Source organism: Kitasatospora sp. NPDC088134 (genome assembly GCF_044741705.1).
In the GTDB taxonomy this organism is placed as follows: domain Bacteria; phylum Actinomycetota; class Actinomycetes; order Streptomycetales; family Streptomycetaceae; genus Kitasatospora.
Genome location: NZ_JBIUTD010000003.1, coordinates 376794 through 402819, shown reverse-complemented (window position 1 = coordinate 402819; position 26026 = coordinate 376794). Strand labels below are relative to the sequence as shown.

At 74.8% G+C, this 26026-nt stretch carries 28 protein-coding genes; 15 read left to right on the top strand and 13 right to left on the bottom strand.

The window, feature by feature from the left end; genetic code table 11:
• Positions 1–93 precede the first annotated feature (93 nt).
• The 4 genes from ACIOHG_RS07635 (at position 94) to ACIOHG_RS07620 (ending at position 2856) form a co-directional block, all read left to right on the top strand.
• Positions 94–630, top strand: a complete 537-nt coding sequence (locus ACIOHG_RS07635; RefSeq protein ID WP_400946713.1) for a SigE family RNA polymerase sigma factor — start codon at positions 94–96, stop codon at positions 628–630.
• Positions 627–1331: a hypothetical protein gene (locus ACIOHG_RS07630; protein WP_400946563.1), complete on the top strand. Its 705-nt coding sequence runs from the start codon at positions 627–629 to the stop codon at positions 1329–1331. Before ACIOHG_RS07635 ends, ACIOHG_RS07630 begins: the two co-directional genes overlap by 4 nt.
• A 105-nt stretch (positions 1332–1436) precedes the next feature.
• Positions 1437–2114: a nitroreductase family protein gene (locus ACIOHG_RS07625; protein WP_400946560.1), complete on the top strand. Its 678-nt coding sequence runs from the start codon at positions 1437–1439 to the stop codon at positions 2112–2114.
• Positions 2115–2262: 148 nt separating this feature from the next.
• On the top strand, positions 2263–2856 hold the full coding sequence (locus ACIOHG_RS07620; RefSeq protein WP_400946557.1) for a GNAT family N-acetyltransferase: 594 nt from the start codon (positions 2263–2265) through the stop codon (positions 2854–2856).
• Positions 2857–2940: 84 nt separating this feature from the next.
• On the opposite strand, the gene ACIOHG_RS07615 is transcribed toward ACIOHG_RS07620, so the two are convergent.
• A complete protein-coding gene (locus tag ACIOHG_RS07615; protein WP_400946554.1) occupies positions 2941–3618 on the bottom strand; it encodes a TetR/AcrR family transcriptional regulator in 678 nt (225 codons plus the stop codon).
• Between the two features lie 171 nt (positions 3619–3789).
• Between ACIOHG_RS07615 and ACIOHG_RS07610 the strand changes: the two genes are divergently transcribed.
• Positions 3790–4422 (top strand): FMN-dependent NADH-azoreductase, encoded by a 633-nt coding sequence (locus ACIOHG_RS07610; protein WP_400946551.1) that lies wholly within the window; start codon positions 3790–3792, stop codon positions 4420–4422.
• A 278-nt stretch (positions 4423–4700) separates the two neighbouring features.
• Here the strand turns inward: ACIOHG_RS07610 and ACIOHG_RS07605 are convergent, their stop codons facing one another.
• Positions 4701–4865 (bottom strand): hypothetical protein, encoded by a 165-nt coding sequence (locus ACIOHG_RS07605; protein WP_400946549.1) that lies wholly within the window; start codon positions 4863–4865, stop codon positions 4701–4703.
• Positions 4866–5129: 264 nt separating this feature from the next.
• Here ACIOHG_RS07605 and ACIOHG_RS07600 point away from each other — a divergent pair, with 264 nt between their 5' ends.
• Complete coding sequence (locus tag ACIOHG_RS07600; protein ID WP_400946547.1) at positions 5130–6323, top strand: hypothetical protein; 1194 nt, start codon at positions 5130–5132, stop codon at positions 6321–6323.
• A gap of 674 nt (positions 6324–6997) precedes the next feature.
• Here the strand turns inward: ACIOHG_RS07600 and ACIOHG_RS07595 are convergent.
• The 4 genes from ACIOHG_RS07595 to ACIOHG_RS07580 all read right to left on the bottom strand — a co-directional run bounded on the left by ACIOHG_RS07595 (position 6998) and on the right by ACIOHG_RS07580 (position 8762).
• Positions 6998–7210: a DUF397 domain-containing protein gene (locus tag ACIOHG_RS07595; protein ID WP_400946544.1), complete on the bottom strand. Its 213-nt coding sequence runs from the start codon at positions 7208–7210 to the stop codon at positions 6998–7000.
• Between the two features lie 94 nt (positions 7211–7304).
• Positions 7305–7517, bottom strand: a complete 213-nt coding sequence (locus tag ACIOHG_RS07590; RefSeq protein ID WP_400946542.1) for a DUF397 domain-containing protein — start codon at positions 7515–7517, stop codon at positions 7305–7307.
• 205 nt (positions 7518–7722) lie between these two features.
• Entirely contained in the window at positions 7723–7935 is a 213-nt protein-coding gene (locus tag ACIOHG_RS07585) for a DUF397 domain-containing protein (protein ID WP_400946539.1), read from the bottom strand.
• Positions 7932–8762 (bottom strand): helix-turn-helix domain-containing protein, encoded by an 831-nt coding sequence (locus ACIOHG_RS07580; RefSeq protein ID WP_400946536.1) that lies wholly within the window; start codon positions 8760–8762, stop codon positions 7932–7934. Before ACIOHG_RS07580 ends, ACIOHG_RS07585 begins: the two co-directional genes overlap by 4 nt.
• 221 nt (positions 8763–8983) lie before the next feature.
• Here ACIOHG_RS07580 and ACIOHG_RS07575 point away from each other — a divergent pair, with 221 nt between their 5' ends.
• From ACIOHG_RS07575 to ACIOHG_RS07555, 5 genes are all read left to right on the top strand, one after another.
• Positions 8984–9217, top strand: a complete 234-nt coding sequence (locus ACIOHG_RS07575; protein ID WP_400946533.1) for a hypothetical protein — start codon at positions 8984–8986, stop codon at positions 9215–9217.
• A gap of 388 nt (positions 9218–9605) precedes the next feature.
• Positions 9606–9812 carry a hypothetical protein gene (locus tag ACIOHG_RS07570; protein ID WP_400946530.1) on the top strand — a complete coding sequence of 69 codons (207 nt, stop codon included), beginning with the start codon at positions 9606–9608 and terminating at the stop codon, positions 9810–9812.
• Positions 9813–9816: 4 nt separating this feature from the next.
• Entirely contained in the window at positions 9817–10113 is a 297-nt protein-coding gene (locus ACIOHG_RS07565; protein WP_400946528.1) for a hypothetical protein, read from the top strand.
• A gap of 354 nt (positions 10114–10467) precedes the next feature.
• A complete protein-coding gene (locus ACIOHG_RS07560) occupies positions 10468–13851 on the top strand; it encodes a hypothetical protein (protein ID WP_400946526.1) in 3384 nt (1127 codons plus the stop codon).
• Positions 13852–13971: 120 nt separating this feature from the next.
• Entirely contained in the window at positions 13972–14535 is a 564-nt protein-coding gene (locus ACIOHG_RS07555; protein ID WP_400946524.1) for an NUDIX domain-containing protein, read from the top strand.
• A 26-nt stretch (positions 14536–14561) separates the two neighbouring features.
• Here ACIOHG_RS07555 and ACIOHG_RS07550 read toward each other — a convergent pair whose 3' ends face one another.
• The 4 genes from ACIOHG_RS07550 to ACIOHG_RS07535 form a co-directional block, all read right to left on the bottom strand.
• A complete protein-coding gene (locus ACIOHG_RS07550; RefSeq protein WP_400946521.1) occupies positions 14562–14909 on the bottom strand; it encodes a YciI family protein in 348 nt (115 codons plus the stop codon).
• Between the two features lie 80 nt (positions 14910–14989).
• Positions 14990–15880 carry a virginiamycin B lyase gene (locus tag ACIOHG_RS07545; protein WP_400946519.1) on the bottom strand — a complete coding sequence of 297 codons (891 nt, stop codon included), beginning with the start codon at positions 15878–15880 and terminating at the stop codon, positions 14990–14992.
• Positions 15877–16533, bottom strand: coding sequence for a CatB-related O-acetyltransferase (locus ACIOHG_RS07540; protein ID WP_400946711.1), 657 nt, complete (start codon positions 16531–16533; stop codon positions 15877–15879). The genes ACIOHG_RS07545 and ACIOHG_RS07540 overlap by 4 nt, the downstream gene beginning before the upstream one ends.
• Positions 16534–16611: 78 nt before the next feature.
• Positions 16612–18084 (bottom strand): MFS transporter, encoded by a 1473-nt coding sequence (locus ACIOHG_RS07535; RefSeq protein ID WP_400946516.1) that lies wholly within the window; start codon positions 18082–18084, stop codon positions 16612–16614.
• A 154-nt stretch (positions 18085–18238) separates the two neighbouring features.
• Between ACIOHG_RS07535 and ACIOHG_RS07530 the strand changes: the two genes are divergently transcribed.
• Complete coding sequence (locus tag ACIOHG_RS07530) at positions 18239–18829, top strand: TetR/AcrR family transcriptional regulator (RefSeq protein WP_400946514.1); 591 nt, start codon at positions 18239–18241, stop codon at positions 18827–18829.
• A 78-nt stretch (positions 18830–18907) separates the two neighbouring features.
• The gene (locus ACIOHG_RS07525; RefSeq protein WP_400946512.1) at positions 18908–19312 is read left to right on the top strand and encodes a VOC family protein; all 405 of its coding nucleotides are present in this window, start codon (positions 18908–18910) and stop codon (positions 19310–19312) included.
• 57 nt (positions 19313–19369) lie between these two features.
• Here the strand turns inward: ACIOHG_RS07525 and ACIOHG_RS07520 are convergent, their stop codons facing one another.
• Positions 19370–21700: a Tex family protein gene (locus tag ACIOHG_RS07520; RefSeq protein WP_400946709.1), complete on the bottom strand. Its 2331-nt coding sequence runs from the start codon at positions 21698–21700 to the stop codon at positions 19370–19372.
• A gap of 260 nt (positions 21701–21960) precedes the next feature.
• Between ACIOHG_RS07520 and ACIOHG_RS07515 the strand changes: the two genes are divergently transcribed.
• Positions 21961–23301, top strand: coding sequence for a glycosyltransferase 87 family protein (locus tag ACIOHG_RS07515; protein WP_400946509.1), 1341 nt, complete (start codon positions 21961–21963; stop codon positions 23299–23301).
• 21 nt (positions 23302–23322) lie between these two features.
• Entirely contained in the window at positions 23323–23715 is a 393-nt protein-coding gene (locus ACIOHG_RS07510) for a PPOX class F420-dependent oxidoreductase (protein ID WP_400946507.1), read from the top strand.
• Positions 23716–23722: 7 nt separating this feature from the next.
• On the opposite strand, the gene ACIOHG_RS07505 is transcribed toward ACIOHG_RS07510, so the two are convergent.
• Both ACIOHG_RS07505 and ACIOHG_RS07500 read right to left on the bottom strand, forming a co-directional pair.
• Positions 23723–24511, bottom strand: coding sequence for an SGNH/GDSL hydrolase family protein (locus ACIOHG_RS07505; protein WP_400946505.1), 789 nt, complete (start codon positions 24509–24511; stop codon positions 23723–23725).
• Positions 24512–24544: 33 nt separating this feature from the next.
• Entirely contained in the window at positions 24545–25861 is a 1317-nt protein-coding gene (locus ACIOHG_RS07500) for a cytochrome P450 (protein WP_400946503.1), read from the bottom strand.
• Positions 25862–26026 lie beyond the last annotated feature (165 nt).

Sequence of the window (26026 nt, the reverse complement as noted above, 5' to 3'; positions counted from 1 at the left end):
GAGAGGGAGCGGATGACGACGAGCGTGTTCGACGTCCCGGTGGAGGACGTCACCGGGCCGGTCACGGCCCGGGCCCCCGCGGGGGACGCCGACCTGCGGGCGGCGGACTTCGAGGAGTTCGCGGCCACCCGCTGGCAGCGGCTGGTGCGCACCGCCTACCTGCTCACCGGCGACCACCACGAGGCCGAGGACGTGGTGCAGGCGACCTTCGCCAAGGTGTTCCGGAACTGGTCCCGGATCAGCCGGCTGGACGAACCGGACGCCTACGTGCGCCGGGCCCTGGTGAACAACAACCTGAGCCGGCACCGGCGGCGCCGGGTGCGGCAACTGCTGGTGCCGGTGCTCCCCGACCGGGCGGACGCCGGCGGCGGGCACCGGGGCCTGGAGGAGCGCCCGGCGCTGCTCGCGGCGCTGGCCGAACTGCCGCCCCGGCAGCGGGCGGTGGTGGTGCTGCGCTACTGGGAGGACCTGGGCGAGGCCCGGGTGGCCGAGGTGCTCGGCTGCTCGGTGGGGAACGTGAAGAGCCAGGCCAGCCGGGGCCTGGCGAAGCTGCGGGTGCACCCCGCGCTGGCCGCGCACGCCGCGGCCACCGGCACGGCGGTCGACGACACGGAGGGGGAACGGCGATGAACGGGACCGAGGACCTGGTGCGCGGGGCGCTGCGCGAGGAGGCCGCGCGGGTCGCGGTCGGGGCCTGGTCGGCCGAGCCGGTGCGCGAGCACCTGCGGCGGCAGCGGCGCGGCCGCCGGGCCGCGCTGGGGGCGGCGGTCGCGGCGGCGCTGGCGCTGGTGGCGGGCACCGGCGCGGTGCTGTCCGGGGCTCCGGGCACGGCGGGGACGGCCGAGGTCGGGGCGGCCGCGGGCGGGCCGGCGACCCCGGCCGGACCGGCCCCGGCGGCCGTGGAGCTGCCGGCCGGGCAACAGTACCCGCTGGGCCGGCCGGGCTGGTGGGTGCAGTTGGACGGCCAGGGGATCTGCACGCACGACCCGGTCGCCTACTCGAACCGGCCGGGCTGCGCCGGGTACTCCTGGGCGGCGGGTGCCACCGGCATCACCGCGACGTACGCCGGGGACGCGGCGAACCCCGGGCAGGGCCTCTACGGCCTGGTCTACCACGGCCACGAGCAGGTGGCCCGGATGTCGCTGGAGGTGGACGGCAAGGCGTACTGGGCCACCCCCGTCGCGCTGCCCGGCGACCCGGGCTGGACCAGCGGCTGGGCCTGGGCGCCCGACCGCCGGCGGGCGGGCACGGAGCCGGTGCCGGGGGGCGTGCGGGTCACCGCGTACGACGCCGGGGGGAAGGTACTGGCGAGCCACACCCTGGAGCAGTGACCGGCGGCCGGTCAGGAGTGGACTGGACCGCGGACTGGACCATTTCCCGCCTTCGATTGCTCGGTCCCTTCCGTCGGCCACCCCTCATGTGCTGTGCTGTCGGCCATGGTTGACAGTGCATCCACCGAAGCGCCGTCCTACCCGACGACGCCGCTCCGCCCCCGGAGCGTCCCCGCCCACGAGGCGGCCGACCGCTGCCGGGCCTTCCACGAGGTGATGGCGCAGCGCCGCACCGTCCGCGACTACTCGACCCGTCCGCTGCCGGAGGGCGTGCTGGAGGCGGCGATCCGCACCGCGGCCACCGCGCCGAGCGGGGCGCACGTGCAGCCGTGGCGGTTCGTGGTGATCACCGACCCGGAGCGCAAGCGGCGGCTGCGGGAGGCCGCCGAGGCCGAGGAGCGCGAGTTCTACGGCCACCGGGCGTCCGAGGAGTGGCTGGCGGCACTGGCGCCGATCGGCACCGACTGGCGCAAGCCGTTCCTGGAGGACGCGCCCGCCGTGATCGTGGTCTTCGAGGTGCACAAGGGCCCGAACTCGCCGCGCCCGTACTACACCAAGGAGAGCGTCGGCATCGCGGTCGGCTTCCTGCTGGCCGCGCTGCACCAGGCGGGCCTGGCCACGCTGACGCACACCCCGAGCCCGATGCGCTTCCTGAACGAGGTCTGCGAACGCCCGGCCGAGGAGCGCGCCGCGTACGTCATCCCGGTCGGCTACCCGGCGGACGGCGCGCTGGTCCCGGACCTGGTGCGCAAGCCGCTGGACGAGGTGCTGGTCCGGCTCTGACGGAGCGTCGGGCGGCTTCCGGCGGAGCGCCGGGGCGGCGTGCGGGCCCGTCCCGCGCGCCGCCCCGGCGCATCCTGCGCGTCCTCACCCGCAGTGGCGGCGGGAAACCGGTTGGTGACCGCACCGAGGGATGGCCCATACTCCGTCCATGAGTCACTCCACCGACGCACCTGACAACGCGCCGCGACCGATCAGCACGGGCCGACCCCCGGAGCTGCTCCCCCTCGGCAACGGCGCCCACCTGCGCAGACGCCGGCTCGCGGACGCCGCCGAGCTGAACGCCGCGGTGATCGCCAACCTCGACCACCTGCGTCCGTGGATGTTCTGGGCCGCCCAGGCGCCGACCATGGCGGAGAGCGAGCAGATGTCGGTGCGCGGCGAAGCCGCCTGGGACGAGGGCCTGGACTTCCTGTACCTGCTGGGCCTGGACGACGAGCCCGCCAAGGTGATCGGCGGCTTCGGCCTGCACGGCCGGGTCGGCCCCGGCGCGGTGGAGATCGGCTACTGGGTGCACCAGGCGTACACCGGCCGCGGCCTGGCCACCGCCGCCGCCGGGGCGCTGACCGAGGCCGGGTTCGCGCTGCCGGGCATCGACCGGGTCGAGATCCACTGCGACGAGACCAACGCGGCCAGCGCCGCCGTCCCGCGCAAGCTCGGCTACACCCTGGACCGGATCGAGTCGGCGGCCGTGACCGCCCCCGCCGAGACCGGCCGGAAGATGTTCTGGATCACCAAGCGCTGACCGGGCGCCGACGCGGCCCGCGCGCACGAGAAGGGGACGGCCGGACGGCCGTCCCCTTCCGCGTTCCCCGGACCTGACGGCGTGTCAGCGGCGGGCGACCCGCTCGACCAGGGCCTGCCAGCTGTCGGCGAGCAGGCCAGCGAGGTCGCCCTGACAGGGCCCGGGGGCGGCGGCAGCGGCGTCCGGGGCGGGCCGGTCGACGGGCGGATCGGCGGGCGGGTCGGCGGGCGGGTCGGCGGCCAGGAAGAGCAGCGGGGGGCCTTCGAGGGCGCTGGTGAGCTGGAGGGCGAGGCTGTCGAGGTCCGCGATGCCGAGGTCGGCCTGCCCGAGCAGCATCCGGACGTGCGGGCGGGTGAAGGCGGGCCCGCCGGCGGCCGGGACGGGGCCCTTGCGCTCCAGGGCGGCCCGGGCGATCTCGTGGCGGGCCAGCAGGAAACCGGTGCGGGCCCGCCCGTAGGCGATCAGCCGGTCGACCGGGTCGGCGCCGGGGCCGAGCGGGGGCGGGCCGGTCAGCACCTGCTGCTGGAAGCACTGCTCCTCGGCGTCCAGCAGGGCGCGGAAGATGCCCGCCCGGGTGCCGAAGCGACGGAAGACGGTGCCCTTGCCCAGGCCCGCGCGTTCGGCGAGCCCGTCCATGGTGACCTTCTCGGTGCCGTGCTCGGCGATCATCGCGCGGGCGGCGCAGAGCAGCGCCTCGCGGTTGCGGGCCGCGTCCGCGCGCTCCGCCGGGGGTCTGCCGAAGGGGACCAGGGGGCTGTCCATGCCCACAATTTACCGGGCGGGAGAAACGGGGTAAAGTCCGGTTGTAGCGAGAGCGGGGTAAAGTCCGCTTACATCGCGACCGGCCGTCCTGCGGCCCGTCCTGCCCTGCCTTGCCCTGCCCTTCCACGCCCCGCCATGCCCGCCTCCGGGCGCGATCCGAGGAGATCCGTCATGCACCTGTTCCGTCTGGACACCAGCATCACGCCCGGCAGCTCCACCAGCGCCGAGCTGGCCACCGCCGCCGAGACCGAGTGGGCCGCCGCCCACCCGGCCGGCACCGTGACCCGGCGCGACCTGGGCAGCGCGCCGCTGCCCGGCGACCTGTGGGCGCCCGCCGCGCTCGCCGCCTTCACGCCCGAGGAGCAGCGCACCCCCGAGCAGCGGGCCGCCGTCGGCGTCGGTGTGGAGCTGGCCGACGAACTGCGCGCCGCCGACGCCGCGATCGTCGCCGTCCCGCTCTACAACTGGGGCGTCCCGCAGCACTTCAAGACCTGGGTGGACCTGGTCGTCGCGGGCGCCGGGCCGACCGCCGAACTCCTCAAGGACAAGCCGGTCCTGCTGGTCACCTCCTTCGGCGGCGGCTTCGCCCCCGGCACCCCGCGCGAGGGCTGGGACCACTCCACCCCCTACGTGGAACGCATCCTGCGCGACGTCTGGGGCGCCGACCTGACCACCGTCCGCCGCGAACTGACCCTGGCCGCCGTCAACCCGGCCATGGCCCACCTGCGCGACCTCGCCGCCGAGCACCACACCCGGGCCCTGGACGCCGCCCGCACGGCTGGCAAGACCCTGGCCGGCGCCTGACCCACCACCGGCCCCGAGTCGGCAGCTCCGCGCACCGCCACGACGCGACAAAGCGTCAGGCCGACCCGGGCGCAGGCGATCCCGGCAGTTCGGGGACGAAGGAGGGCCCGGTCCCGAGCACCGCCACCCCGTGGCGGACCTCGTCCACGAACCGGACGAGGTCCGCCGCGAGACGCCCCCGTCCACCGACGCGGTCCAGGCCCCCGCCGCGAACACGGACCCGACCCGCCACCCGTCGCCGGACCTCACGATGCGCACCGCCCCGGGCTCGGCGTACGTCATCGAGTCGAACGCGAAGTCTGCCGCCCGCCGTCCGGAACGCGGAGCCAGTACGCGAGTTCGCGGGCCAACTCGGCCACCGGAAAAAGGCGTTCCGCCCGCACCACCCGGCCGCCGTCGCCGATCACCAGGTCCGCCTCGACGTCCAGCAGGAGCACCGCCACCGGCGCCGACTCCCTGCTGACGGAGCGTCAGGCACGATGCCGCCACCGCACCGAGCGATACGCGCAGAAGGGCGGGCGTGCTGCCCGGGAACAGCGGCACCGGGAGCGGGTGCGGCTCGATGCCGCCGAGCGGTTCGAGCGCGCTGACCGCAACACGATGATCGCTCGCAACCCGGGAGGCGCGCTGCGGTCGGCCGGGCGGTGGCGTCGGGCCTGCTGAAAACTCGTTCGCACCGCTGTCGCACGACCGGGCACAATCGGCCGGTGGATCTGCCCCTGCTGCTTGCCGCCGTCGAACGCGGAGACGACGACGCGGTGCTCGAAGCCCTGTTCGACGCCACCTCGGACGAACTGGCGGGCGACGACGCCGTGGCCCTGCTGGCCGCCGCCGCGCGGGTCGGACGCCAGCAAGTGGTCGACCACTTGGTCCTCTGGGGCGTCGACGTGACACGTCCCTGGGACGGGGGCACGGACCCCGTGGCGTGGGCGGCCCAGAACGGCCGGTCCCTCGTCCTGCAAGCCCTCCTGTCCCGCAATGACGACCCGCTGAGCAGTGACAGCCCGCACCGGCGCGCGCTGCGCATCGCGCGGGACACGCTCGCGTCCGGGGCCGGCCGCGAAGCCGATCCGCCGCCCGCGCACTGGGCGATCGTCACCGACATGGAGGCCGCGCTCGGCGTCCGCCACTCGCCGGACGAGCTGATGGCCCGTGCGCTGGTGCATGCGGACCCCCACCACGACGACTGGTCCGTCTCGGTCCTCCACCTGGGAACCCGCGCCGACCAGGAGACCTTCGACTGGGCTCTCGAAGCTGCCCGCGACACCGCCGACGCCGACCGCAGGCGGTTCGGCATCGACACGATGGATCAACTGGCGTTCTCATACGGCCTCCTCCCGCTCCCGGACGACGCCGTGCCCCCCTTCGCACGTGAGGCCGAGGACTTCTTGCGCCCGCTGCTCCGCAGCGAGCAGGACCCCCGCACGCTCGCCCTCGCCATCGGCGCCTTCGCCACCTACAACAACGCGGGCGACACGGTCGCGGCGGTCCTGCCCCACGCCTACCACGCCGATCCCCGGGTCCGGGCGCGCGTCTCCATGTTCCTCCACACCAACACCGACCGACATCAGGAAGCCTTCGCCGCCCTCGTGCACCTGGCCGGGGACTCCGTGCCCGTGACCCGGGCGAACGCGCTCAGCAGACTCCTCATGTCCGACGTCGACACCCCGGAACTGCGGGCACTCTTCACCGCGCACCTGACGGACCCGTCCTTCGACGCCCGCCTGGAAGCCGCCGCCGGCCTCGCCCTGCGCGGCGATGAACGCGGCCGGGCAGCCCTCGACGAGATCCGCTCCGGCATCAAGAACATGAACAGCCCCGGCTGGGGCCGCCTCGGTGACATCGACTACCTGCTGCGAAAGCGCGTCGGGGCCACCGGGACAACCCTCCGAGACCATTGACGGCACCCCACCGGGCCAAGCCGCCGTCCTGACGACCGATCACGGGAGACGGAACCGCTCGCGGCCAGAGGGGCCATGGTCAGGGCCGGTGGTGACCGGCGTCACGACCAGGGGTTTTCGCCCAGGAGGACCTTCCCGCCATGAGCCGCGTTGCCCGGAACAAGAAAAGGGGCTCCCGCTCCGCTGAGGGTCACGAGGGCGGTGTGGGAGGAATCGAGTCGGTCGACCGGACGCCCGTAGCGGAGGATCTCCGTCAACTCCAGGTCGATCGGGACAGCAGTGTCACGGATGCGCCGGAAGCGCGCACCAAGACGAACCGGTCCGCGAACGCAACGCACGACAACGGTCGCCCCGTCCTCCTCGGCCTCCTGGACGCCTTCTACGCAGAGTTCCGCGTCGATCCGCGGGCGCCCGGAATTCATTGTCACGCTGCCATGATCTCAGAGCGTTCGATGAGCCGACCCCGTGCGAAGCGTGCCGCGCACGAACGAGCGGGACGAGGTGGGAGCTGGTGACCGAGCACCGGCGGCTTCGGGCGGACTCGACGGGGTGAATGGTGCCCGGACGGATCCGCCGATCGGCCGGGACGGCGCGTCAGACACGACACCGCCACAGCACAAAGCCCCGCGAACCCGAACCGCAGGCCCACGGGGCCTCTTCACGCCACCGAGGGGTCAGACTCCGCCGAACTCCCCGGCCACCACCGCGTCCAGGAACGCGGCATACTCGGCCCGGGTGAACACCAGCACCGGGCCCTGCGGGTCCTTCGAGTCACGCACCGGCATGTGGCCCGCCGAAGCGGTCGGAGCCACCTCAACGCAGGCGCCGCCGTTGTCGCTGTACGAGGACTTCACCCAACGGGCCCCGGACAGGTCGATGCCAGCCATGGCACTTCCTTCCTGACGATCAGTTACAGAAAGTGGGCAACCCCCGGGAAGGGGGTCAACTCCGTCTGCGCCGGATGCTGCTGACCGGCACAGGTCAGACTTCGCCGAACTCCCCGGCCACCACGGCGTCCAGGAACGCGGCGTACTCGCGCCGGGTGAACACCAGCACCGGGCCCTGCGGGTCCTTCGAGTCGCGCACCGGCAGGTGGCTCACCGAAGCAGTCGGCGCCACCTCCACGCAGTTGCCGCCGTTATTGCTGTACGAGGACTTCACCCAACGGACCCCGGACAGGTCGATGTCGGCCACGGGAGTTCCTTCCTGACGGTCGGTCACGGGAAGCGGAGCCGCCCTCGCCCAGAGCGTCGGCTCCGTCTGCCCGGATCCTACTGACCGGACGTCAGGCGCGCCGCGTATCCACCGGAACGGCCCTCGGATCGGCACCGCCGCAGCGAAAAGCCCCGCGCGCCCGAACCTCGGGCCCACGGGGCTCCACCACTACCCACCAGCGGGGTCAGATCTCGCCGAACTCCCCTGCCACCACAGCGTTTACGAACGTGGCGTACTCGGCCCGGGTGAACATCAACACCGGGCCCTGCGGGTCCTTCGAGTCGCGCACCGGCATGTGGCTCGCCGAAGCGGTCGGCGCCACCTCCACGCAGTCACCGCCGTTGTCGCTGTACGAGGACTTCACCCATCGCACCCCGGCCAGGTCGATGTCGGTCATGAGAGTTCCTTCCTGACAGCCCGAATCATGGCGAGTGAAGCGACCGTAGACAGGGCCTCCACTTGGAGCAGATCATACTCGCGGGACCAGGTGGCAACCGCGTCCCGCCCACGCTCCAAGTAGCTCCGGGCCTGGGATTCCGCATAGCCCACAGCTACCCGATCGGGCAGGTCGAGCAGCATCAGCGGCATCCTGAACGGGGCCCGCTCACCGAGGTCGAACGGGGCGACCTGCACGGTGATCCCAGGGCGTGCGGCCAATCCCTCCAGATGCTCCAACTGTTCGACCATGACTCCGTTTCCGCCCACAGGGCGCCGAAGGCAGCTCTCGTCCAGGACAACGTGGACGAAGGGCGGATTCGGTCGACCCAACAAGGCCTGACGGTTCGCCAGCAGAGCCACCCGTGCATCGGCCTGTTCCTGGTTGATGCTGCCTCGCTGGACGGCCGCCGAAGCGATCGCGGACGCATAGGCCGATGTCTGGAACAGGCCAGGAACCAGCCCCAGCCCGAAGATCCGCAGCCGTCGGCACCTCGCTTCCTCCGCGACGAACTCCGCGAACCCCTCCAGCAGACTGGCGTTCGAGTACTGCCGCCAGAGTTGCTGGAACCGCTCCCCGGTGCCGAACACTTGATCGGCTTTGACCGCGAGGTTAAGGGTTACGGGCTTCTTCCCTCTTTCCACGTACGAGAGCAGCCCGCCCGAGTACCCCATGCGGTTACCCACGTCGGTCTGGGACCAGCCGCGAGCCCGCCGTGACCTGCGGAATTCCTCCCCGAAGCGCAGGGCCGGAGATGACGTGCCGTCAATTTCCTGATCTTCGCTCACTGTGGCAGCTCCTTAACCCGCCCGAACTGTCAACGGGCAAGTACTGGTGAGCGTAGTCATTTCTGCCGATGCTTGGTGACCAAGAGGCAGAAGAAGGATGCGGACGGTCACCGGCGCGCGAGGCTCCCTCGGGGCGCCCGGTCGGTCGTTTCCGCCCCGTAGGCGTGGGCGCTCCCCGTCCGGCCCCCTGCATGGCACGAGCAATCACGAGGTCCACCGTCATGTTCGAGCACCAGTACTCCGGCCCGGCAGCGAAGTTGACGATCCGCATCTACACGGTGCGGGACGACGGCACCCGGGTGGCGGTCTCGTCCTGCACGTCCGACGAACCGATCATGCCCCCGCCGGTCTCCACGTTGACCTGGCCGGCCTGCCGGTGCCCGCGCTGTGCCGTCGCGGCCGACCGCACCGAGCGCACCGACGCCGATGCCGGCGGGGAGCGGGACGCCGCCTGATGGGGCGTCAGTACCCAGAACACCCACACCACAGCGAGAAGGGAAGCAAGTGCTGTACACCGGACAGTCCTTGGAGGAGGTCGCAGTCGCCTGGAGGCGCCGACGCGGCGGGTTCGCGGACTCCGAGCGGATCGCGGACCTGCCGGAACAGGCGTCCCGAGCGGCCCGGTCGGACCCTGCACCGGGGCTGTCGCCCGTCCACCGGGCCGAGGTGCCGCCGGAGTCCGGCGGTGTCGCGCTGGGGTGCGCCGGCCTGCCCCGCCCCCGGAGCCTGGCCGAGTCGTTGCTCGAACTCACCTTATGCCGAGGCGACTTCGGCCCCCCAGGAAGGTCGGCAGGAAGGTCGGGCGGCAGGCCGCGGCGGTCGGCCCGGACCGGAGGCCGCCCGGTGAACGGCGACCGCGACGACTCCCGGCCCGGCCCCACCGAAGTGCCGCCGCCCGCCCGCGAGCCATTCCCCGCCCGCGAGCCGTTCCCCGCGCGCGAGCCGTTCCCCGCGCGCGAGCCGTCTTCCCCGAGTGCCGCCTACGCGGTCTCCCTGGCAGCCCTGGTGGTCCTCGTCGTGACGCTGCTCGCGTCCGGCCGTCCGCACTGACCCGGTGGCGGATCGGGAGAACCTGTCCGAAAGCTCGCGGCGGCGCGCCTGGACGATCGCCGAGCGACTGGCGGCGGCCGGGGGCGGGGAGGCCCGGCTGACCGTCACCGCCGAGGGGTACCGGGTCGAGCTCCGGCTGACCCGCCCGGCGCCGGACGTCCCGGGCGTGCTGGCGGCTCTCGCCCTGGGCGACCGCTGGGGGCACCGGCACATACCCGCCGTACGCAACGGCGGTGTCGCGCAGGACCGGCTGTGGAGCGAGGTGAGCCCGGCGAGCACCGACGCCCGGCCCGAACCCTGAGCCCGGGGAAAGGGGACCCGAGGGCGCGCCGAGGGAACCGGAGGGCGCGCTACCGGTGCTGTCGGCCAGGGGAGCCTTAAGGGTGGCTCAAGCGGGCGGGATCGCCTTGACGCCCCCTGGTCGGGCGGGCCATGTTGAGTGGCACGCGACGGCGGCTCCGTCGCGCAGGCCGGTCCAACCTCCCACCCGGGGGCGGGGGTTGGGGCCGGTCACCGGTCGGCCCGGCGGTCGCGCTCCCCCACAGTCAGTACGCGCGACCGACCGGGCCCCACCGCCCCGCCCGAAAACATCCCGATGAACCGGTAAACCGGTAAACCGGTAAACCGTTTGCCCAGGCCGGGGAGAATGGCCGACATGCCGCTCCTCGAAGCCTTCGACGCCGCCGCCCTGCTGGCCGCCCTGGACGCCCTCCCCCGGGCGGAGCGGACCGCCCTGTTCGCGCGCACCGTCCGCGCCGCCTCGCCGGGTGAACTCGACGCACTGCGGGCCGAGTTGGCGAAGCACGGGCAGTACGGGCGGCGGCTGGACGCCTTCGCGGCCGAGCTCCGCCGGGACGCGGCGGCCCTCGCCGGGCAGCTGACCGACCCGGACCGCGAGGTGCGCGGCCGCGCGCTGGCCGCCGTCCGCACGCTGCCGCTCCCGGTGGCGGAGGTGCTGGCCGCGTACCGGGACGGCTCGGCCGAGGTCCGCCGGGCGCTGCGGCGCACGGTGGCCCGCGGGCGGCGCACCGACCTGGCGGCGCTGCTGCTGCCGGTGGCCCGGGAGCACTGGGGGGCGCGCGAGGCCGCGGCGCTGCTGGCGCACTGTCCGCCGGAGACGGTGAAGGCCGAACTGCCGGGCCTGGCCGTCGCGGTGGGTTCCTGGTCGCTGCTGGCCGCCCGCCACCCCGACCTGGTGCTGGACCAGGTCGAACGGGAGCTGGCCGAGCTGCCGGCGGACGACCGCTCGCTGTGGTGGCACCGGCTCGGCGACCGGGTGGCGGCGGTGCTGCCGCTGCGTCCGGCCCGGGTCCTCGACCTGCTGGAGCGGCGCCCGCTCGACCGGCTGCCCGCCGTCCTGGTGTCCGGCTTCCCGCACCTGCTGGCCGTCGACGCCGAGCGCGCCACCGCCTGGCTGGCCGACCCGGAGCGCCCCTGGGAGTCCTGGGAGCCCCGCCCGTCCCGGAGCGCGCTGAACCGCCTCGCGCAGGCCGACCCGCCCGCGCTGGCCGCGCTGGGCCGCCGCTGGCTGGCCGCGCCGGACCGGTTCGCCGTCCTGCTGCGGGCCGTCCCGCCGTCCCGGCGGGCCGCGTTCCTGGACGCCGCCGCCGACGGGCAGCCGCTGGACGCGGGCCGACTGACGGTGCCGGTGCTGCGGCTGCTGCCCCGCGAGCGGCGCCGGGCCGAGGCCGGGCGGCTGCTCGCCGAGGGCCGCGCCCGGGGCGCCGAGGAGCGGGCGCTGCGTCCGCTGACCGCGCTGCTGCCGCCCGCCGAGGCGCTGGCCGCGCTGCTGCCCGTCACCCGCCGGCCGGACGCCGCCGAGCGCGCCGAGGCGTGGCGGCTGCTGGTGGCCGGCGCCGCCGACGACCCCGACCCGGCCGCCCCGGCGCGTCTGCTCGCCGAGCTGGACCGGGTCCGCAACGAGCAGGACCCGGTCCGGCAGGCCGCGCTCGCCGCGCTGGCCGCCTTCCCCGCCCACCGCTTCACCGACGGGCACGCCGAGGCGCTCGGCCTGCTGGTCGCCGGGGCGCTGGACGCCCGGGACTGCTCGCACCCGACCCGCTCGGCGCTCTCCGCGCTGGCGCTGGCCGTGCTCGCCGCCCATCCCACCGGGGCCCGCCCCGGCCTGCTGGCCTTCGCGCTCGGCGCGCTGGAGCAACTGGCCGCCCGCACCGGCGGGTTCCCCCTCCCGCCGCTGGCCCACCGGCTGCGCCGCGGCCAGGAACAACAGGTGCTGAACGCGCTGTGCCCCTGGCTGGACAAGGAGGAGGCGCACGGCCTGCACCGGCTGCTGTTCGCCCTGGCCCGGGCGCTCGGTCCGCGCGCCGAACGGCTGCCGGAGCTGGACGAGCGGCTCGGCCGGGCGCTGCGCGACGAGCGGGAGCCGGTCTTCGCGGAGGCGCTGGCGCTGTGGCTGCGGCCGCGCGCGGGCCGGGACGCGAAGGTGCGGACGGCGCTGCGGCTCGACCCGTCCGCGGTGTTCTTCGCGCCCGTGCTGGGGTACCTGGCGGGCGTCCGCACCGACCTGCTGGACCTGGCGCTGACCGAACGCCCGCCCACCGGGCGGTTCCTGCGGGCCGGGGAGCGCCGCCCGCTGCCGCCCACCGGGCAGGCCGACGGCTGGACGCCCCGTCAGGTCGCCCGGGTCGCCGAGCTGTTCGCGCGCGTCGCCGCCGACACCGGCCGGACCCGGGAGGAGCGGGCGGCGGCGATCCGGCAGGCCGCCGCGCTGCCCGGGCACGGCGCGGCGCTGGTCCGCCGGTACCTGGACGACCCGGACGTGCTGGTCGCCGAGGCCGCGCTGGGCGCGCTCGCGTGGACCGACGACCCGGCCGCCGCGCTGCCCGACCTGCTGGCGCACGCCGGGGACGACCGGGCCCGGGTCGCGCTGTACACCGCGTCCCGGGTGGCCCGGCTGACCCCGCCCGCCCGGCTCGACCCGCTGCTCACCGGCCTGGCCACCGGCACGGCCGGCAGCAAGGTCACCGCCCGCAAGGAGGCCGTCCGCCTGGCCGCCGCGCACCTGCCGCCGGCCCGGGCCGCCGAGCTGGTGGCCGCGGCCTTCCGGGCGCCCGGCCAGCACCCCGACGTCCGGGCCGCCGCGGCCTCCCGGGCTGCCGAGCTGCTGGACGCCGGGGCCGTCCGGGCGGTGCTCGCCGAGGCCGCCGAGGCGCCCGAGCCGCAGGTCCGGCAGGCCGTCCTGGGCACCCCGCCGCACCTGCTGCCGGAGCGCCACCGGGCGTTCCTGGCCGGGCTGGTGACCTCGGTCGCGGCCCGGCCGGGCGGCGATCCGGAGGTCGTCCGGACCGCGATCGCCGCGCTGCCACGGTGGGCCAGGTACGCGCCGGGGGCCGCCGAGGTGCTGCCCAGCCTGGTCGCCGACCTCGACGACCGGCACACCTGGCGGCAGGCCGTCCGCTCGGTGCAGGAGCTGGCGGTCTCCGGGCTGCCGCACCCGGTGGGCGGGGCCGCCCCCGGCAGTACCGCGCACCGGGCGCTGGCCGCGCTGCTCGGCGCGCTGCCCGACGACCCGCATCCGGCCGTCGCCCGCGACCTGCCGGTCCGGCGGCGGATCGAGGCGCTGGCCTGGCCGGACCGCTCGCCGCGGTACCGCGACCTGCTGCTGGCGCAGGCCGAACTGCTGTGCCCGTACGGGGAGTTGCTGGAGATCCGGGCGGCGGTGCTGGCCCGGGCCGCCGATCCGGCCGACGCCGGGTTCGGGGCAGCGGTGGCGCGGCTGGCCGCGGCGCTGGCCCACCGGCCGGTGCTGGCCGCGCGCTTGGCGCCCGCGCTGGCCGACACGGTGGCGGGGAGCGCGCCGCTGCCGCCCGCGGTGGACGCGGCCGCAGGTGGGGCGCTGCTCGCCCTGCTGCCCGGGGACGGCCCGGCCACCGGCCTGCTGGTGGCGGCGCTGGCCGACCGGCTGGGCACCCGCAGCGCCTGGACGGGCCGCTGGCTCGACGTGCTGGCCGCGCTGCGGGCCCACCCCGATCCGGAGGTCCGGGCGGCGGCCTGTGCGGTGGTGGTCGTCCCGGAGTGAGGGGCCGTCAAGTGAACTGCGGGGGCGGCTGGTTGCCGTTCCGCCACCGGAGGGTGACGTTCTGTCCGCCCTGTTGACGATCCGGGTCCGGTCGGGACCGCTCCGGACTACGATCGATCAATGACGGACACCACACGCAGAACGAGCGACAGCGCCGCCCTCGCGGCCCGGTATCCGGCCCTGCACGCCCCGCAGCGCTGGGAGTGGGGCGGCATCGACGCCCGGTTCACCACCGAGCTGCCGCCGGACGAACTGGTCACCAACGTCCACCTGGTGGGCTTCACCGAGGGCCGGGTAGTGCTCTGCCGCGACACCCGCGGCCACTGGTTCCTGCCGGGCGGCACCCGGGAGGCGGCCGAGAGCGTCGAGTCCTGCCTGCAGCGCGAACTCGTCGAGGAGGCCGGCGCCCGCCTGCTCGGCCCGCCCACCTGGATCGGCCACCACCTCGCGGTCAGCGACGGCCCGACCCCCTACCGCCCCTGGCAGCCGCACCCCGTCAAGGCCTGGCTCTGGGGCTGGGCCGAGGTCACCGTCGACAGCGCCCCCACCAACCCCGCCGACGGCGAACAGGTCGTCGAGGTCCGCCCCGTCACCCCCGAGGAGGCCCAACTCCTGCTCACCCACCACCGCGAGCCCTGGTGGTCCGAACTCGTCGCCCTCGCCGTCGAGTCCCGCACCGGCTGACGGGCGGCCCGCGACCCGGCGGCCGCTCAGGCGGATTCGAGCACCGGCCGGACCTCGACCGTCTCCGGGGTGGGCAGGCTCCTGGCCAGTTCGAGGGCTTCGGCCCGGTCGGCGACCTCGACGAGGAACCAGCCGCCGAGGGTCTCCTCCCCGGCGTGCGCGGGCCCGTCGGTGACCGTCCTCGCCCCGTCGGCCGTGCTGCGCACCGTCGCGGGCCCGGCGTGCTCGGTCTCCAGCGCGTCACCGCCGACCAGCTTCCCGGCTGCGGCGAGAGCGCCGATCCAGCCTTCGTACTCCTTGCGGTAGGCCGCCCGGTCGGCCCGGATCCGGCGGCGGGACTCGTCCGTCTCGAAGATCACGAGTGCGTATTTCACGGGGACTTCCTCTCCGGTCGCCCTGCGGACGACCACGGTTGGCGGTGCGGGGAAAGGTGCGGGGAAACGGGGGAGCCGGTTCAGCCGGCGGGGACGATCCGGGCGAGCGCGCCGATCTCCAGCGCGGCCCACAGGGCACCGTCGGGGCCGACCGCGATGCCGTGCGGCTCGGAGCCGGGGGTGGGCAGGTCGTACGTCGTGACGGAGCCGTCGGGGGTGACGGCACCGACGCGGTTGCCTCCCCATTCGGTGAACCACGCGGTGCCCCGTCCGTCGACGGTGACGGCGTGCGGGCGGCCGGTCCGGTCGGGCAGCGGGAACTCGGTGATCTCCCCGCCGGGGGTGATCCGGCCGATCCGGCCGGCGGCGATCTCGGTGAACCACAGCGCGCCGTCCGGGCCCGCGGCGATCCCCACCGGTGCCGCCGCCCCGGCCGGAAGGGGGTGGAGGGTGACGGTGCCGTCCGCCCCGATCCGGCCGATGGCGTCGGCCTGGTTGAGGGTGAACCACATCCCGCCGTCACCACCGGCGGTGATCGCGGACGGGAACGCGCCGGTGACCGGGAGCGGGAACTCGGTGACGTCGCCGTCGACGGTGATCCGGCCGATCCGGTCGGCGGCGGTCTCGGTGAACCACAGCGCGCCGTCGGGCCCCGCCGCGATGCCGAAGGGCCCGCAGTCCGGGGTGGGCAGGTCGAACTCGGTGACGTCGCCGCCGGTGGTGATCCGGCCGATCCGGTGCGCCCGGTACTCGGTGAACCACAGGGCGCCGTCCGGGCCGGGGGTGATGACGGTCGGCCCGCAGTCGGGGTCGAGCCGGTGGCTCGTCGGTTCCCCGCCGGGGACGATCCGGCCGATCCGGCCGCTGTGGACGAGGGTGAACCACAGGGCGCCGTCCGGGCCCTCGGTGAGGGCGTAGGGGCCGGCCGTGCGGTCGGCCACGGGGTGTTCTTCGACGGTCGTCGGGGTCACCGGGGCTTCTCCAGGGTGTGTTCGGCGGCGATGCGGGCGATGTCGGCCGGGGTTCCGGCCATGATGGTGCGGGCGTGTTCGGTGACGAGGTCGGTGGGCCAGTCCCACCAGGCGGCGCGCTGCAGCCGTTCGACGTCGGCGTCGTCGAAGCGCCGGCGGATCGTCCTGGCCGGGTTGCCGCCGACGATCGTGTACGGCGGGACGTCGGCGGTGACCACCGCTCCGGCCGCGACGATCGCGCCGTCCCCGATCCGCACGCCGGGCATGACGGTCACCCCGTGGCCGAACCAGACGTCGTTGCCGACGACCGTGTCGCCGCGGCTGGGCATGGCGGTGACGATGTCCAGGGTCCGCTCCGTCCAGGCGCCGCCGAACATGGTGAACGGGAAGGTCGAGACGCCCATCGTCGGGTGTTCGGCACCGGCCATCAGGAACCGGGTGCCGGAGGCGATGGCGCAGTACTTGCCGATGACCAGCCGCTCGGGACCGTAGGCGTACAGGACGTTGCGGCGTTCGAAGTCCGTGGCGCCGTCCGGGTCGTCGTAGTACGTGTACTCGCCCACCTCGACGGTCGGCGAGGTGACCAGCGGCTTGAGGAACACCACGCGCTCGTGGGCGGGCAGCGGGTGCAGGACGGTCGGGTCGGGTGTCAAAGGGTCGGGTGTCAAAGGTGTCGCTCCTCGGGTGGGTAGGGGTGTGCGGATCTGCGGGGAAGGGAGGGCGGGGACGCCCTAGCCCTGGCTGTTCGCGGGCGCCCGGTGCGGGGCGGCGGCCGCGATCGGGGCGGTGGCCGTGATCGGGGCGACGGGGCGCTCGGCGGGCCGGGTCCTGGTCAGCCACAGGCCGGTGAACACGGCGGCGGCCGAGGTGAGGGCGCCGGCCACCAGGAAGGCGTCGTCGAGGCCGGTCTCGAAGGAGGCCCCGCCGGCCTGCCGGGTGCGGACGACGGCTCCCAGCAGCGCGACGCCGAGCACCGCGCCGATCTGCCGGGTGGTGCCGCTGATGCCCGACGCCAGGCCGCCCTCCTGCGGGCCGACCGATTGGACGGCGGCTCCGGTCAGCGGGGACAGGGTCAGGCCGAAGCCGATGCCGACGGCCCCCAGCCGCCACCACACGTTCCCGTAGCCGGTGTCGGCGTGCACCGTGCCGAGCGCCAGCAGCCCCGGGCCCGCCAGGGCCAGACCGGCGGTGACCACGACGCGGAAGCCGTACCGGGCGGCGAGCCGGCCCGCGTACGGGCCGACGACCACCATGGCGAGGGTGGCCGGGAGGGTCTGCAGGCCGGCCCGCAGCACCGAACTGCCCTGGACCGACACGAAGAACTGGGAGAAGAAGAACGACGAGCCCATCAGCGCGAAGCCCACCACGCCCATCGCGGTGTTGGAGACGGTGAACAGCCGTTGCCGGAACAGCCGGAGCGGCAGCATCGGGGCGGAGCCGCGCGCCTCGACGGCGACGAAGGCGGCGAGCAGGACCGCCGCGGCGGCGAAGCCGCCCAGCACCACCGGCGACGTCCAGCCGCGCGCGCCGCCCTCGATCAGCCCGTAGGTCAGCGCCCCCACCCCCAGGGCGGAGAGCACCGTCCCCGGGACGTCGATCGCGGGGGCGTCCGGATTGCGGGACTCGCCGAGGTGGCGCCGGCCGACCAGCAGCAGGACCGCGCCGACGGGCAGGTTGACCAGGAAGATCGCGGGCCAGCCGAAGGCGTCCGTCAGCACGCCGCCGGCCACGGGGCCCGCGGCCAGGCCGATCCCGCTGAGCCCGGCCCACAGCCCGATCGCCCTGATCCGCTCCTGCGGCACCGGGTGGGCGGCGGCGAGCAGGGCCAGCGAGGCGGGGCTCAGCGCCGCGGCCCCGATGCCCTGCAGCACCCGGCCGGCGACCAGCCAGCCGAGCGAGGGCGCGAGGCTGCACAGCACCGAGGCGGCGGTGAACACCGCCACGCCGGTCAGGTACACCCGCTTGCGGCCGAACCGGTCCGCGAAGACGCCACCGGACAGCAGCAGCATCGCCACCAGCAGGACGTACGAGTCGACGATCCACTGCAGGCCGGTCAGCCGGACGTGCAGCCGCTGCTGCATGTCGGGCAGCGCCGCCCCGACGACCGTGTTGTCGAGCAGGACCATGAACTGGCCCAGGCAGGTCACCGCGAGCAGCACGGCCCGGTTCGGTCGACTGCCCGCGGCCGTACGCGGTGCCGTCATTCGGACTCCCCCTTCGATCGTCGGTCGCACCCGTCCGGGTGCGATGCGGGCGCCAGGACGCCCGGAGCACTTAACGCAGTCGGCGACTGCGTTAGAAGGACCCTAGCGAGCCCGCTCCCACAAACGCAAGTGATGACTGCGTTAAGGTGGCGGCATGAACGAGCGACAGCAGTCCCGGCGCCCCGGCGGGCGCAGCGCCCGGGTCGGCGCCCAGGTGCACCAGGCCGTCACCGAGCTGATCGGCGAGCGCGGCTACGGCAACTTCACCGTCGGCGAGGTCGCGGCCCGCGCGGGCGTGGCGGACAGCAGCATCTACCGCCGGTGGGGCAGCCTGGAGACCCTGCTCACCGACGTGGCGCTCACCCGCCTCAACGCGCGGTCGCCGATGCCCGACACCGGGACCCTGGCCGGCGACCTGCGCACCTACGCGGCCCAGGTGGCCCGCGAGATCACCGGGCCCGACGGCCCGGCGGTGCTGCACCTGGCCGTCGCCCTGTCCGGCAGCGGCGAGCAGGGCGTGCGGGCGGGCCAGGAGCTCCGCGCCGAGCGCACCCGGCAGCTGCAGTCCGTGCTCGACCGCGCCCGCGAGCGCGGCGAGGACGCGCCCGACGCGCTCGATCTGCTGGACCACGTGCTGGCCCCGATGTACGTCCGGGTCCTGTTCGGCATGGTCCCGCTCGCCCCGGAGTACGTCGACGGACTGGTCGACCGACTGCTGTTGACCCGTTCGGTGGATCAAGGTTAGGGTCCACGGCAGCATCGCGTGTCGGTCACCGACTGGGTGAGACATGGAGGTGCCGGGACATGCCTTCGGAGGCATTCCTTGTCAGTCGACCTGAACCACACGATCGTCCACGCCCGGAACAACCGGGAGTCCGCTGAGTTCTTCGCGGAGCTGCTCGACCTCGACATCACCGCCGAGTGGGGCCCGTTCATCGCGGTCGCCCTGGGCAACGGCGTCACACTGGACTTCGCCACCATCCCTGCGGAGAGCATCACCCCCCAGCACTACGCCTTCCTGGTCTCCGAGCAGGAGTTCGACGCGGCGTACGCGCGGATCGAACAGCGCGGCGTGGAGCACTACGCCGATCCCCAGCGGAAGCAGCCCGGCGCGATCAACCGCAACGACGGCGGTCGCGGCGTGTACTTCATGGACCCGGCGGGCCACGCCATGGAGCTGATCACCGTGCCGTACGGCGGCTGGGCCTCGTCACCGCAGGCACGGTAACCGCGGACACCGCAACGCCCGGCCGGGAGACCCCGGCCGGGCGTTCGGCGTCCGGCGCTACTTGCCCAGGCCCGCGCGGCGGAGGGCGTCGGCCATCGCGGAGTTGGCCGGGGCGGGCGCGGCACTGTTCGGGCGGCGGTCCTGGCGCGGCGGGCGGGAGTCCCTGCGGGGCGACTGCTCGCGGCGGTTGCCGCCGCCCGAGCCGGAGCCGGGGGTGGTGTCGTCGTCGAGGCGGAGGGTGAGGCCGATCCGCTTGCGGGGAACGTCGACGGCGGTGACCTTGGCGCGGACGATGTCGCCGGGCTTGACCACCTCGCGCGGGTCCTTGACGAAGTTCTTGGACAGCGCGGAGACGTGCACCAGGCCGTCCTGGTGGACGCCGATGTCGACGAAGGCGCCGAACGCGGCGACGTTGGTGACCACGCCCTCCAGCACCATGCCGACCTCCAGGTCGGAGATCTTCTCGACGCCGTCCTTGAAGGTGGCCGTCCGGAAGGCGGGCCGCGGGTCGCGGCCGGGCTTGTCGAGCTCGCCGAGGATGTCGGTGACGGTCGGGACGCCGAAGGTGTCGTCGGCGAAGTCGCCGGGGCGCAGCGCGCGCAGCACCGCACCGTTGCCGATCAGTTCGCCGAGCGGCCCGCCGGTCGCGGCGAGGATGCGGCGCACCACCGGGTACGCCTCGGGGTGGACGGCGGAGGCGTCCAGCGGGTCGTCGCCGCCGGGGATGCGCAGGAAGCCCGCGCACTGCTCGAACGCCTTGGGGCCGAGCCGGGCGACGTCCTTGAGCGCCTTGCGGGTCCGGAACGGCCCGTTCGCGTCGCGGTGCGCGACGATGTTGTCGGCGAGCGTGCCGGTGATGCCGGAGACCCGGGTGAGCAGCGGCGCGGAGGCGGTGTTGACGTCCACGCCGACGGCGTTGACGCAGTCCTCGACCACGGCGTCCAGCGAGCGGGAGAGCTTGAGCTCGCTCAGGTCGTGCTGGTACTGGCCGACGCCGATCGACTTGGGGTCGATCTTGACGAGTTCGGCCAGCGGGTCCTGGAGCCGGCGGGCGATGGAGACCGCGCCGCGGATCGACACGTCCAGTTCGGGGAGCTCCTGGGCGGCGAACGCGGAGGCGGAGTAGACGGAGGCTCCGGCCTCGCTGACCATCACCTTCGTCAGGCCCAGCTCGGGGTGACGGGTGATCAGGTCGGCGGCCAGCCGGTCGGTCTCCCGGGAGGCGGTGCCGTTGCCGATCGCCACCAGGTCGACCCGGTACTGGGCAGCCAGCCGGGCCAGGGTGGCGAGCGCGGCGTCCCACTTGTTGGCGGGCTGGTGCGGGTAGATCGTCTCGTGCGCGACGACCTTGCCGGTGGCGTCCACCACGGCGACCTTGACGCCGGTGCGGAAGCCCGGGTCGAGGCCCATGGTGGCGCGCGTCCCGGCGGGGGCGGCCAGCAGCAGGTCGCGCAGGTTGGCGGCGAAGACCCGGACGGCCTCGTCCTCGGCCTCGGCGCGCAGCCTGGTCCGCAGGTCGATGCCGAGCCGGACCAGGACGCGGGTGCGCCAGGCCCAGCGGACGGTGTCGGTGAGCCACTTGTCGGCGGGGCGGCCGCGGTCGGCGATGCCGAAGCGGGCGGCGATCCGCTGCTCGTAGTCGCTCGCGCCGGGCAGGTCGGCCTCCTGCTCGCCGTCGTACGGGGAGAGTTCGAGGTCGAGGACCTCCTCCTTCTCGCCGCGCAGCATGGCCAGGATGCGGTGCGAGGGCAGCTTGGTGTACGGCTCGGCGAAGTCGAAGTAGTCGGCGAACTTGGCGCCGTCCTGCTCCTTGCCGTCCCGGACCCTGGCGACCAGCCGGCCGCGGGTCCACATCCGCTCGCGCAGCGAGCCGACCAGGTCGGCGTCCTCGCCGAAGCGCTCGACCAGGATGGCGCGGGCGCCCTCCAGCGCGGCGGCGGCGTCGGCGACCTGCTCGTTCAGGAAGGTCGCCGCGAGCGCGGCCGGGTCCCGGGAGGGGTCGTTCAGCAGGGTGTCGGCGAGCGGTTCGAGGCCGGCCTCGCGGGCGATCTGCGCCTTGGTGCGCCGCTTGGGCTTGTACGGGAGGTAGATGTCCTCCAGCCGGGCCTTGGAGTCGGCGGCCAGGATCTGCGCGCGCAGCGCGTCGTCCAGCTTGCCCTGGGCCGCGACGGACTCCAGCACGGCGGCCCGGCGCTCCTCCAGCTCGCGCAGGTAGCGCAGCCGCTCCTCCAGGGTGCGCAGCTGGGTGTCGTCGAGGGCGCCGGTGGCCTCCTTGCGGTAGCGGGCGACGAAGGGGACGGTCGCACCGCCGTCGAGCAGGTCGACGGCGGCCCGCACCTGGTTCTCGCGGACGCCGAGCTCCTCGGCGATCTTGCGTTCGACGGACATCGTCACGGTGCCGGTCACCTTCTCTGCGGTTGCCCTCCGCGGTCGCTCTCCGCGCTTGCCGCGGTCGCGCTCCGCGCTTGCTTCTGTCGCCCGTGCATTCTGGCAGGTCCGGCCGACGGAATCGGCTGGGCCGGGTGGCGGCCCGCACCGTGGCGCGTTCCGGGGACGCGCGGGGACACGCGGGACACCGACTCCGACCCATCCGATTTGTCTGATATGAGAGAGATCTCACGGTCGTTCGAACCGCACTGGAGGACACGGTGGCGCAGGCCCCCGCGCAGGCCCCCGCCCCGGCCGGCACCCCGGCCGCCGCCCGGCCGATCCGCTGGACCCGCCCCGCCACCTGGCCTCGCGACCTGCTCGCGCTGGCCGCGTACTGGTGCGCGAGCCGGCTGCTGATGCTCGGCATGGTCCGCTCGGGCCGGGCCGAGCAGGCCGTCGAGGTGTACCGGCTCTACCACTCCTGGTACCGGGTGCTGCGGACCGGCACCTTCCCGGTCGACGACGTCACCTGGCAGTACCCGCCGGGCGCGGCGCTGCCGATGCTCGCGCCGGGCGTGCTGCCGTTCCTGACGTACCTCCAGGGCTTCGTGCTGCTGATGCTGCTGGTGGACGCCGCGGTGCAGGCCGCCCTGGTCCGGGTGCCGTACGGGCGGCCCGGCGGCTCCCGGCACGGGGCCTGGCTGTGGGCGCTGGCGCTCCCGCTGCTGCTGGGCCTGCCGTACGGGCGCTACGACCTGGCGGCCACCGGGCTCGCGGTGGGGGCGCTCCTGCTGCTGCCGGCCCGGCCGCGGGCGGCCGGGGTGCTCGCCGGGGTCGGTGCCCTGGTCAAGGTGTGGCCGGTGCTGACGCTGCTGGGCACCCCGCGCGGCCGCACCACCCGCCAGGCCTGGACGGCCGCCGCGGTCTCCGCGCTGGCCCTGCTGCTGGTGCTGGCGGCCCTGTTCGACCACACCTTCGACTTCCTGCACGCGCAGCGCGGCCGGGGCGTGGAGATCGAGTCGCTGGGCGGCAGCCTCCTCCAGGTGGCCCGGCTGTTCGGCTGGTCCGGCCGGGTCGAACTGCACTACGGCTCGATGGAGTTCCTCGGCCCGCACGTGCACCGGGTCTCCCAGCTGTCGCTGCTGCTGACCGTCGCCGCGTTCGGCTGGCTGCTGCTCTGGCGGGTCCGGGCCCGCCGCTGGACGGCCGCCACCCCCTACGACGCGGCGCTCACCGCGGTGCTGCTGTTCACCCTGACCAGCCGGGTGATCTCCCCGCAGTACCTGGTCTGGCTGATCGGCCTGGCCGCGGTCTGCCTGACCGTGGAGGGCACCACCCAGCGGCCGGTGGCGCTGCTGCTGCTCCCGATGACGGGCATCACCACCCTCGACTTCCCGCTGTTCTTCGACGCGATGCAGGCCGGCGGCTGGCAGCCGACCGCCGTCATCCTGGCCCGCAACGGCCTGCTGCTGGCCGCCGCGCTGTGGTCCGCCGCCCGGCTCTGGCGGGCCACCGCCGCCCCGCTCCCGGCCGCCGCGCCCGCTCCCGCCCGGCACCGCCCGGACCGGGCCCCGGGAACGGACGCGGACTCGAACGGCGATCCGGTCCGGGTGGTCTGAACCGGCCGTACACTCCCGCCCATGGCCGACACCGCGCTGGACCGGCTCGCCGCCGGCACGTACCTGCTGATCACCAGTTACAAGCGGGACGGCAGCCCCGTGCCCACGCCCGTCTGGACGGTGCGCGACGGCGACGCCCTGGGGGTGTGGACGGTCGCCGACTCCTGGAAGGTCAAGCGCATCCGGCGGCGCGGCGACGTCCTGGTCGGCCCGTGCGACGTCCGCGGCAACCCGACCGGCGACCCGGTGCCCGCCACCGCGGTGATCGCCGACGCCGCCACCACCGAGCGCTACCGGCGGCTGCTGGCCCGCAAGTACGGCCTGATCGGCCGGCTCACCCTGCTGGGCAGCCGGCTGCGGCGCGGCGCCACCGGCACCGTCGGACTCACCATCCGCCTCACCGGGGCGAATTGACGGACCGTCAGTTCCCGGATCGGTTCCCGTACGGGAGCAGCTCGGCGCGCTTGGGCGGGCGGCCGTCGCCGGAGGAGCGGCCGCGCAGGCGGCGGCCGATCCACGGGCCGACGTGGGTGCCGATCCAGCGGACGTCGGCGCGAACCTTCTCGGCCCGGGTGCGGGTGTCGGGCTCGGCCAGCGGCGCCCGCCAGTCCTCCCCGACCGGGCGGCCGAGCGCCTCCAGGACGGCCAGCGCGACCCGGCGGTGGCCCTCCGGCGAGAGGTGCAGCCGGTCCTCGGCCCAGAGCCGGCGGTCGTCGAAGACCGGGGCGGAGAACAGGTCGACCAGCACCGCGCGGCCCGGGTTGTCCCGCACCACGCCCTCCACGAAGCCCTTCATCCGCAGGATCGCGGGCAGCAGCCGGGCGCTGCCCGCCATCCGGCGGGTCGGGTCGGTGGAGGTGAACAGCACCACGGTGCGGCCCTCGGCGAGCAGCTCGGCCGCGCACTCGCCGAGCCGGCGCTCCACCTCGGCCACGTCGCAGCCGGGCCGGAGCACGTCGTTCAGGCCGCCCGCCAGCGTCACCAGGTCGGCGTCGGTGGCCGCCGCCGGGCCGACCTGCTCGGCCCGGATCTGGCCGATCAGCTTGCCGCGCACCGCCAGGTTGGCGTACCGGAACCCGGGCTGCTCGGCGGCCAGCGCGTCCGCCACCCGGTCCGCCCAGCCGCGGTAGTGCCCGTCCGGCCGGAGGTCGTCGCACATCCCCTCGGTGAACGAGTCCCCCACCGCCACCATCGCCCGGTACTGCCGCACTCCGCCTCCTGGGTCCGTCCCTGGCCCCCAACCCTACCGAGGCGGCGGGACGGCCCCGGCGGGGCGGGGGACGACGTCCAGCCGGGCCGGGCCGTTGACCATGATCGAGGCGATCCGCTCGGGCCGCTCCCCGGGACGGGCCGGGGCCAGCTCCGGCAGCCGGTCGAACAGGGTGGCCAGCGCGATCCGCGCCTCCAGCCGGGCCAGGTGCGCGCCCGGGCAGAAGTGCGGGCCGAAGCCGAACGCCAGGTGCGACTTGTCGGCCCGGGCCGGGTCGAACTCCGCCGGGCAGGACGGGTGCACCTGCGGGTCGCGGCCGGCCGCGGCGAAGCCGATCACGATCGGGTCGCCCTGCGGGATCACCACGCCCTCGCCGAGGTCGAGGTCGGCCAGGGCGTAGCGCAGCGGCAGGTGCATCACCGGGCCGTCCAGGCGCAGCGTCTCCTCCACCACGTCCGCCCAGTCGACCGTCCCCGCCCGCACCGCGGCCAACTGCTCCGGGTGGTCGAGGAGTTCCTGCACGGCGCTGGTGATCAGGTTGACGGCGGTCTCGTAGCCCGCGCCGATCATGGCGAACATGGTGCCGATCAGCACCGGTTCCGGGATCGGCTCCGGCCCCGGGGCGCCGCTGCCGCCGCTGCCGCCGCTGCCGTCGTTCCTGTCGTTCCCGTCGTTCCCGTCGCCGAGCAGCAGGTCGGTGGTCAGGTCGGGGCCCGGGCGGGAGCGCTTGTACGCGATGAACGCGCTGATCCGGGCGTGCAGTTCACCCTGCGCGGCGAGCGCCTCGGCCGGGCCGAGGGTGGAGTCCAGCACCGCGTCGATGGCGTGGCCGAGCGCCTCCCGCATCTCCTCGGGCACCCCGAACAGGTCGCAGATCACCGTCATGGTCAGCGGCAGCGACAGCGCCTGCCGCAGGTCGACCTCCGCACCGGGCGGGACCTCGCCGAGCGCCGCGACCAGCCGGTCCGCGGTGGCCTGCACCTGAGGGCGCATCAGCTCGACCCGGCGCGGCGAGAACGCCGGGGCGATCCGGCCCCGGGCCTTGCGGTGCTCCTCCCCGTACATGTTGAAGAAGCTGTCCTGGAAGGCGACCGCCGCCAGCGCCCAGCCCTCCGGCGCGTCGGCCGCGCCGGGCCAGTGCCGCCGGAAGTCCCGCGACACCCGCGGGTCGGTGGTCAGCGCCTGGATCACGCTGTGCCGGGTCACCGACCAGGCCAGCACCTTCCCCGGCAGTTCGACCAGCACGGCCGGCCCGGCCGCCCGCAGCGCGGCGGCCTCCTCGTGCAACGCACTGCCGCTCGGATCGAGGACCGGGCACCCGGTACCGGACGACGACGTGGACGACGACATGGCGATGCTCCCCTCACCTCCACCGACGGACCGCACCGCCCCGACGGCCCCGGCCTCCCCCCGTGACCCGCCGAACCCGCGGCGCAGTCACATCATGCTGGCCCGCCCGACCCCCCGGAAGACCCCCACCCGCTTTGGCCGAAATCCACCAACTCCCTTGCCCCA

Bases quoted from the DNA above. Each gene is read 5' to 3' on its own strand.
- ACIOHG_RS07620 (WP_400946557.1), top strand. From the start codon at position 2,263: ATGAGTCACTCCACCGACGCACCTGACAACGCGCCGCGACCGATCAGC.
- ACIOHG_RS07625 (WP_400946560.1), top strand. From the start codon at position 1,437: ATGGTTGACAGTGCATCCACCGAAGCGCCGTCCTACCCGACGACGCCG.
- ACIOHG_RS07510 (WP_400946507.1), top strand. From the start codon at position 23,323: ATGGCCGACACCGCGCTGGACCGGCTCGCCGCCGGCACGTACCTGCTG.
- ACIOHG_RS07575 (WP_400946533.1), top strand. From the start codon at position 8,984: ATGTTCGAGCACCAGTACTCCGGCCCGGCAGCGAAGTTGACGATCCGC.
- ACIOHG_RS07585 (WP_400946539.1), bottom strand. From the start codon at position 7,935: ATGACCGACATCGACCTGGCCGGGGTGCGATGGGTGAAGTCCTCGTAC.
- ACIOHG_RS07630 (WP_400946563.1), top strand. From the start codon at position 627: ATGAACGGGACCGAGGACCTGGTGCGCGGGGCGCTGCGCGAGGAGGCC.
- ACIOHG_RS07595 (WP_400946544.1), bottom strand. From the start codon at position 7,210: ATGGCTGGCATCGACCTGTCCGGGGCCCGTTGGGTGAAGTCCTCGTAC.
- ACIOHG_RS07560 (WP_400946526.1), top strand. From the start codon at position 10,468: ATGCCGCTCCTCGAAGCCTTCGACGCCGCCGCCCTGCTGGCCGCCCTG.
- ACIOHG_RS07555 (WP_400946524.1), top strand. From the start codon at position 13,972: ATGACGGACACCACACGCAGAACGAGCGACAGCGCCGCCCTCGCGGCC.
- ACIOHG_RS07530 (WP_400946514.1), top strand. From the start codon at position 18,239: ATGAACGAGCGACAGCAGTCCCGGCGCCCCGGCGGGCGCAGCGCCCGG.
- ACIOHG_RS07520 (WP_400946709.1), bottom strand. From the start codon at position 21,700: ATGTCCGTCGAACGCAAGATCGCCGAGGAGCTCGGCGTCCGCGAGAAC.
- ACIOHG_RS07615 (WP_400946554.1), bottom strand. From the start codon at position 3,618: ATGGACAGCCCCCTGGTCCCCTTCGGCAGACCCCCGGCGGAGCGCGCG.
- ACIOHG_RS07500 (WP_400946503.1), bottom strand. From the start codon at position 25,861: ATGTCGTCGTCCACGTCGTCGTCCGGTACCGGGTGCCCGGTCCTCGAT.
- ACIOHG_RS07610 (WP_400946551.1), top strand. From the start codon at position 3,790: ATGCACCTGTTCCGTCTGGACACCAGCATCACGCCCGGCAGCTCCACC.
- ACIOHG_RS07535 (WP_400946516.1), bottom strand. From the start codon at position 18,084: ATGACGGCACCGCGTACGGCCGCGGGCAGTCGACCGAACCGGGCCGTG.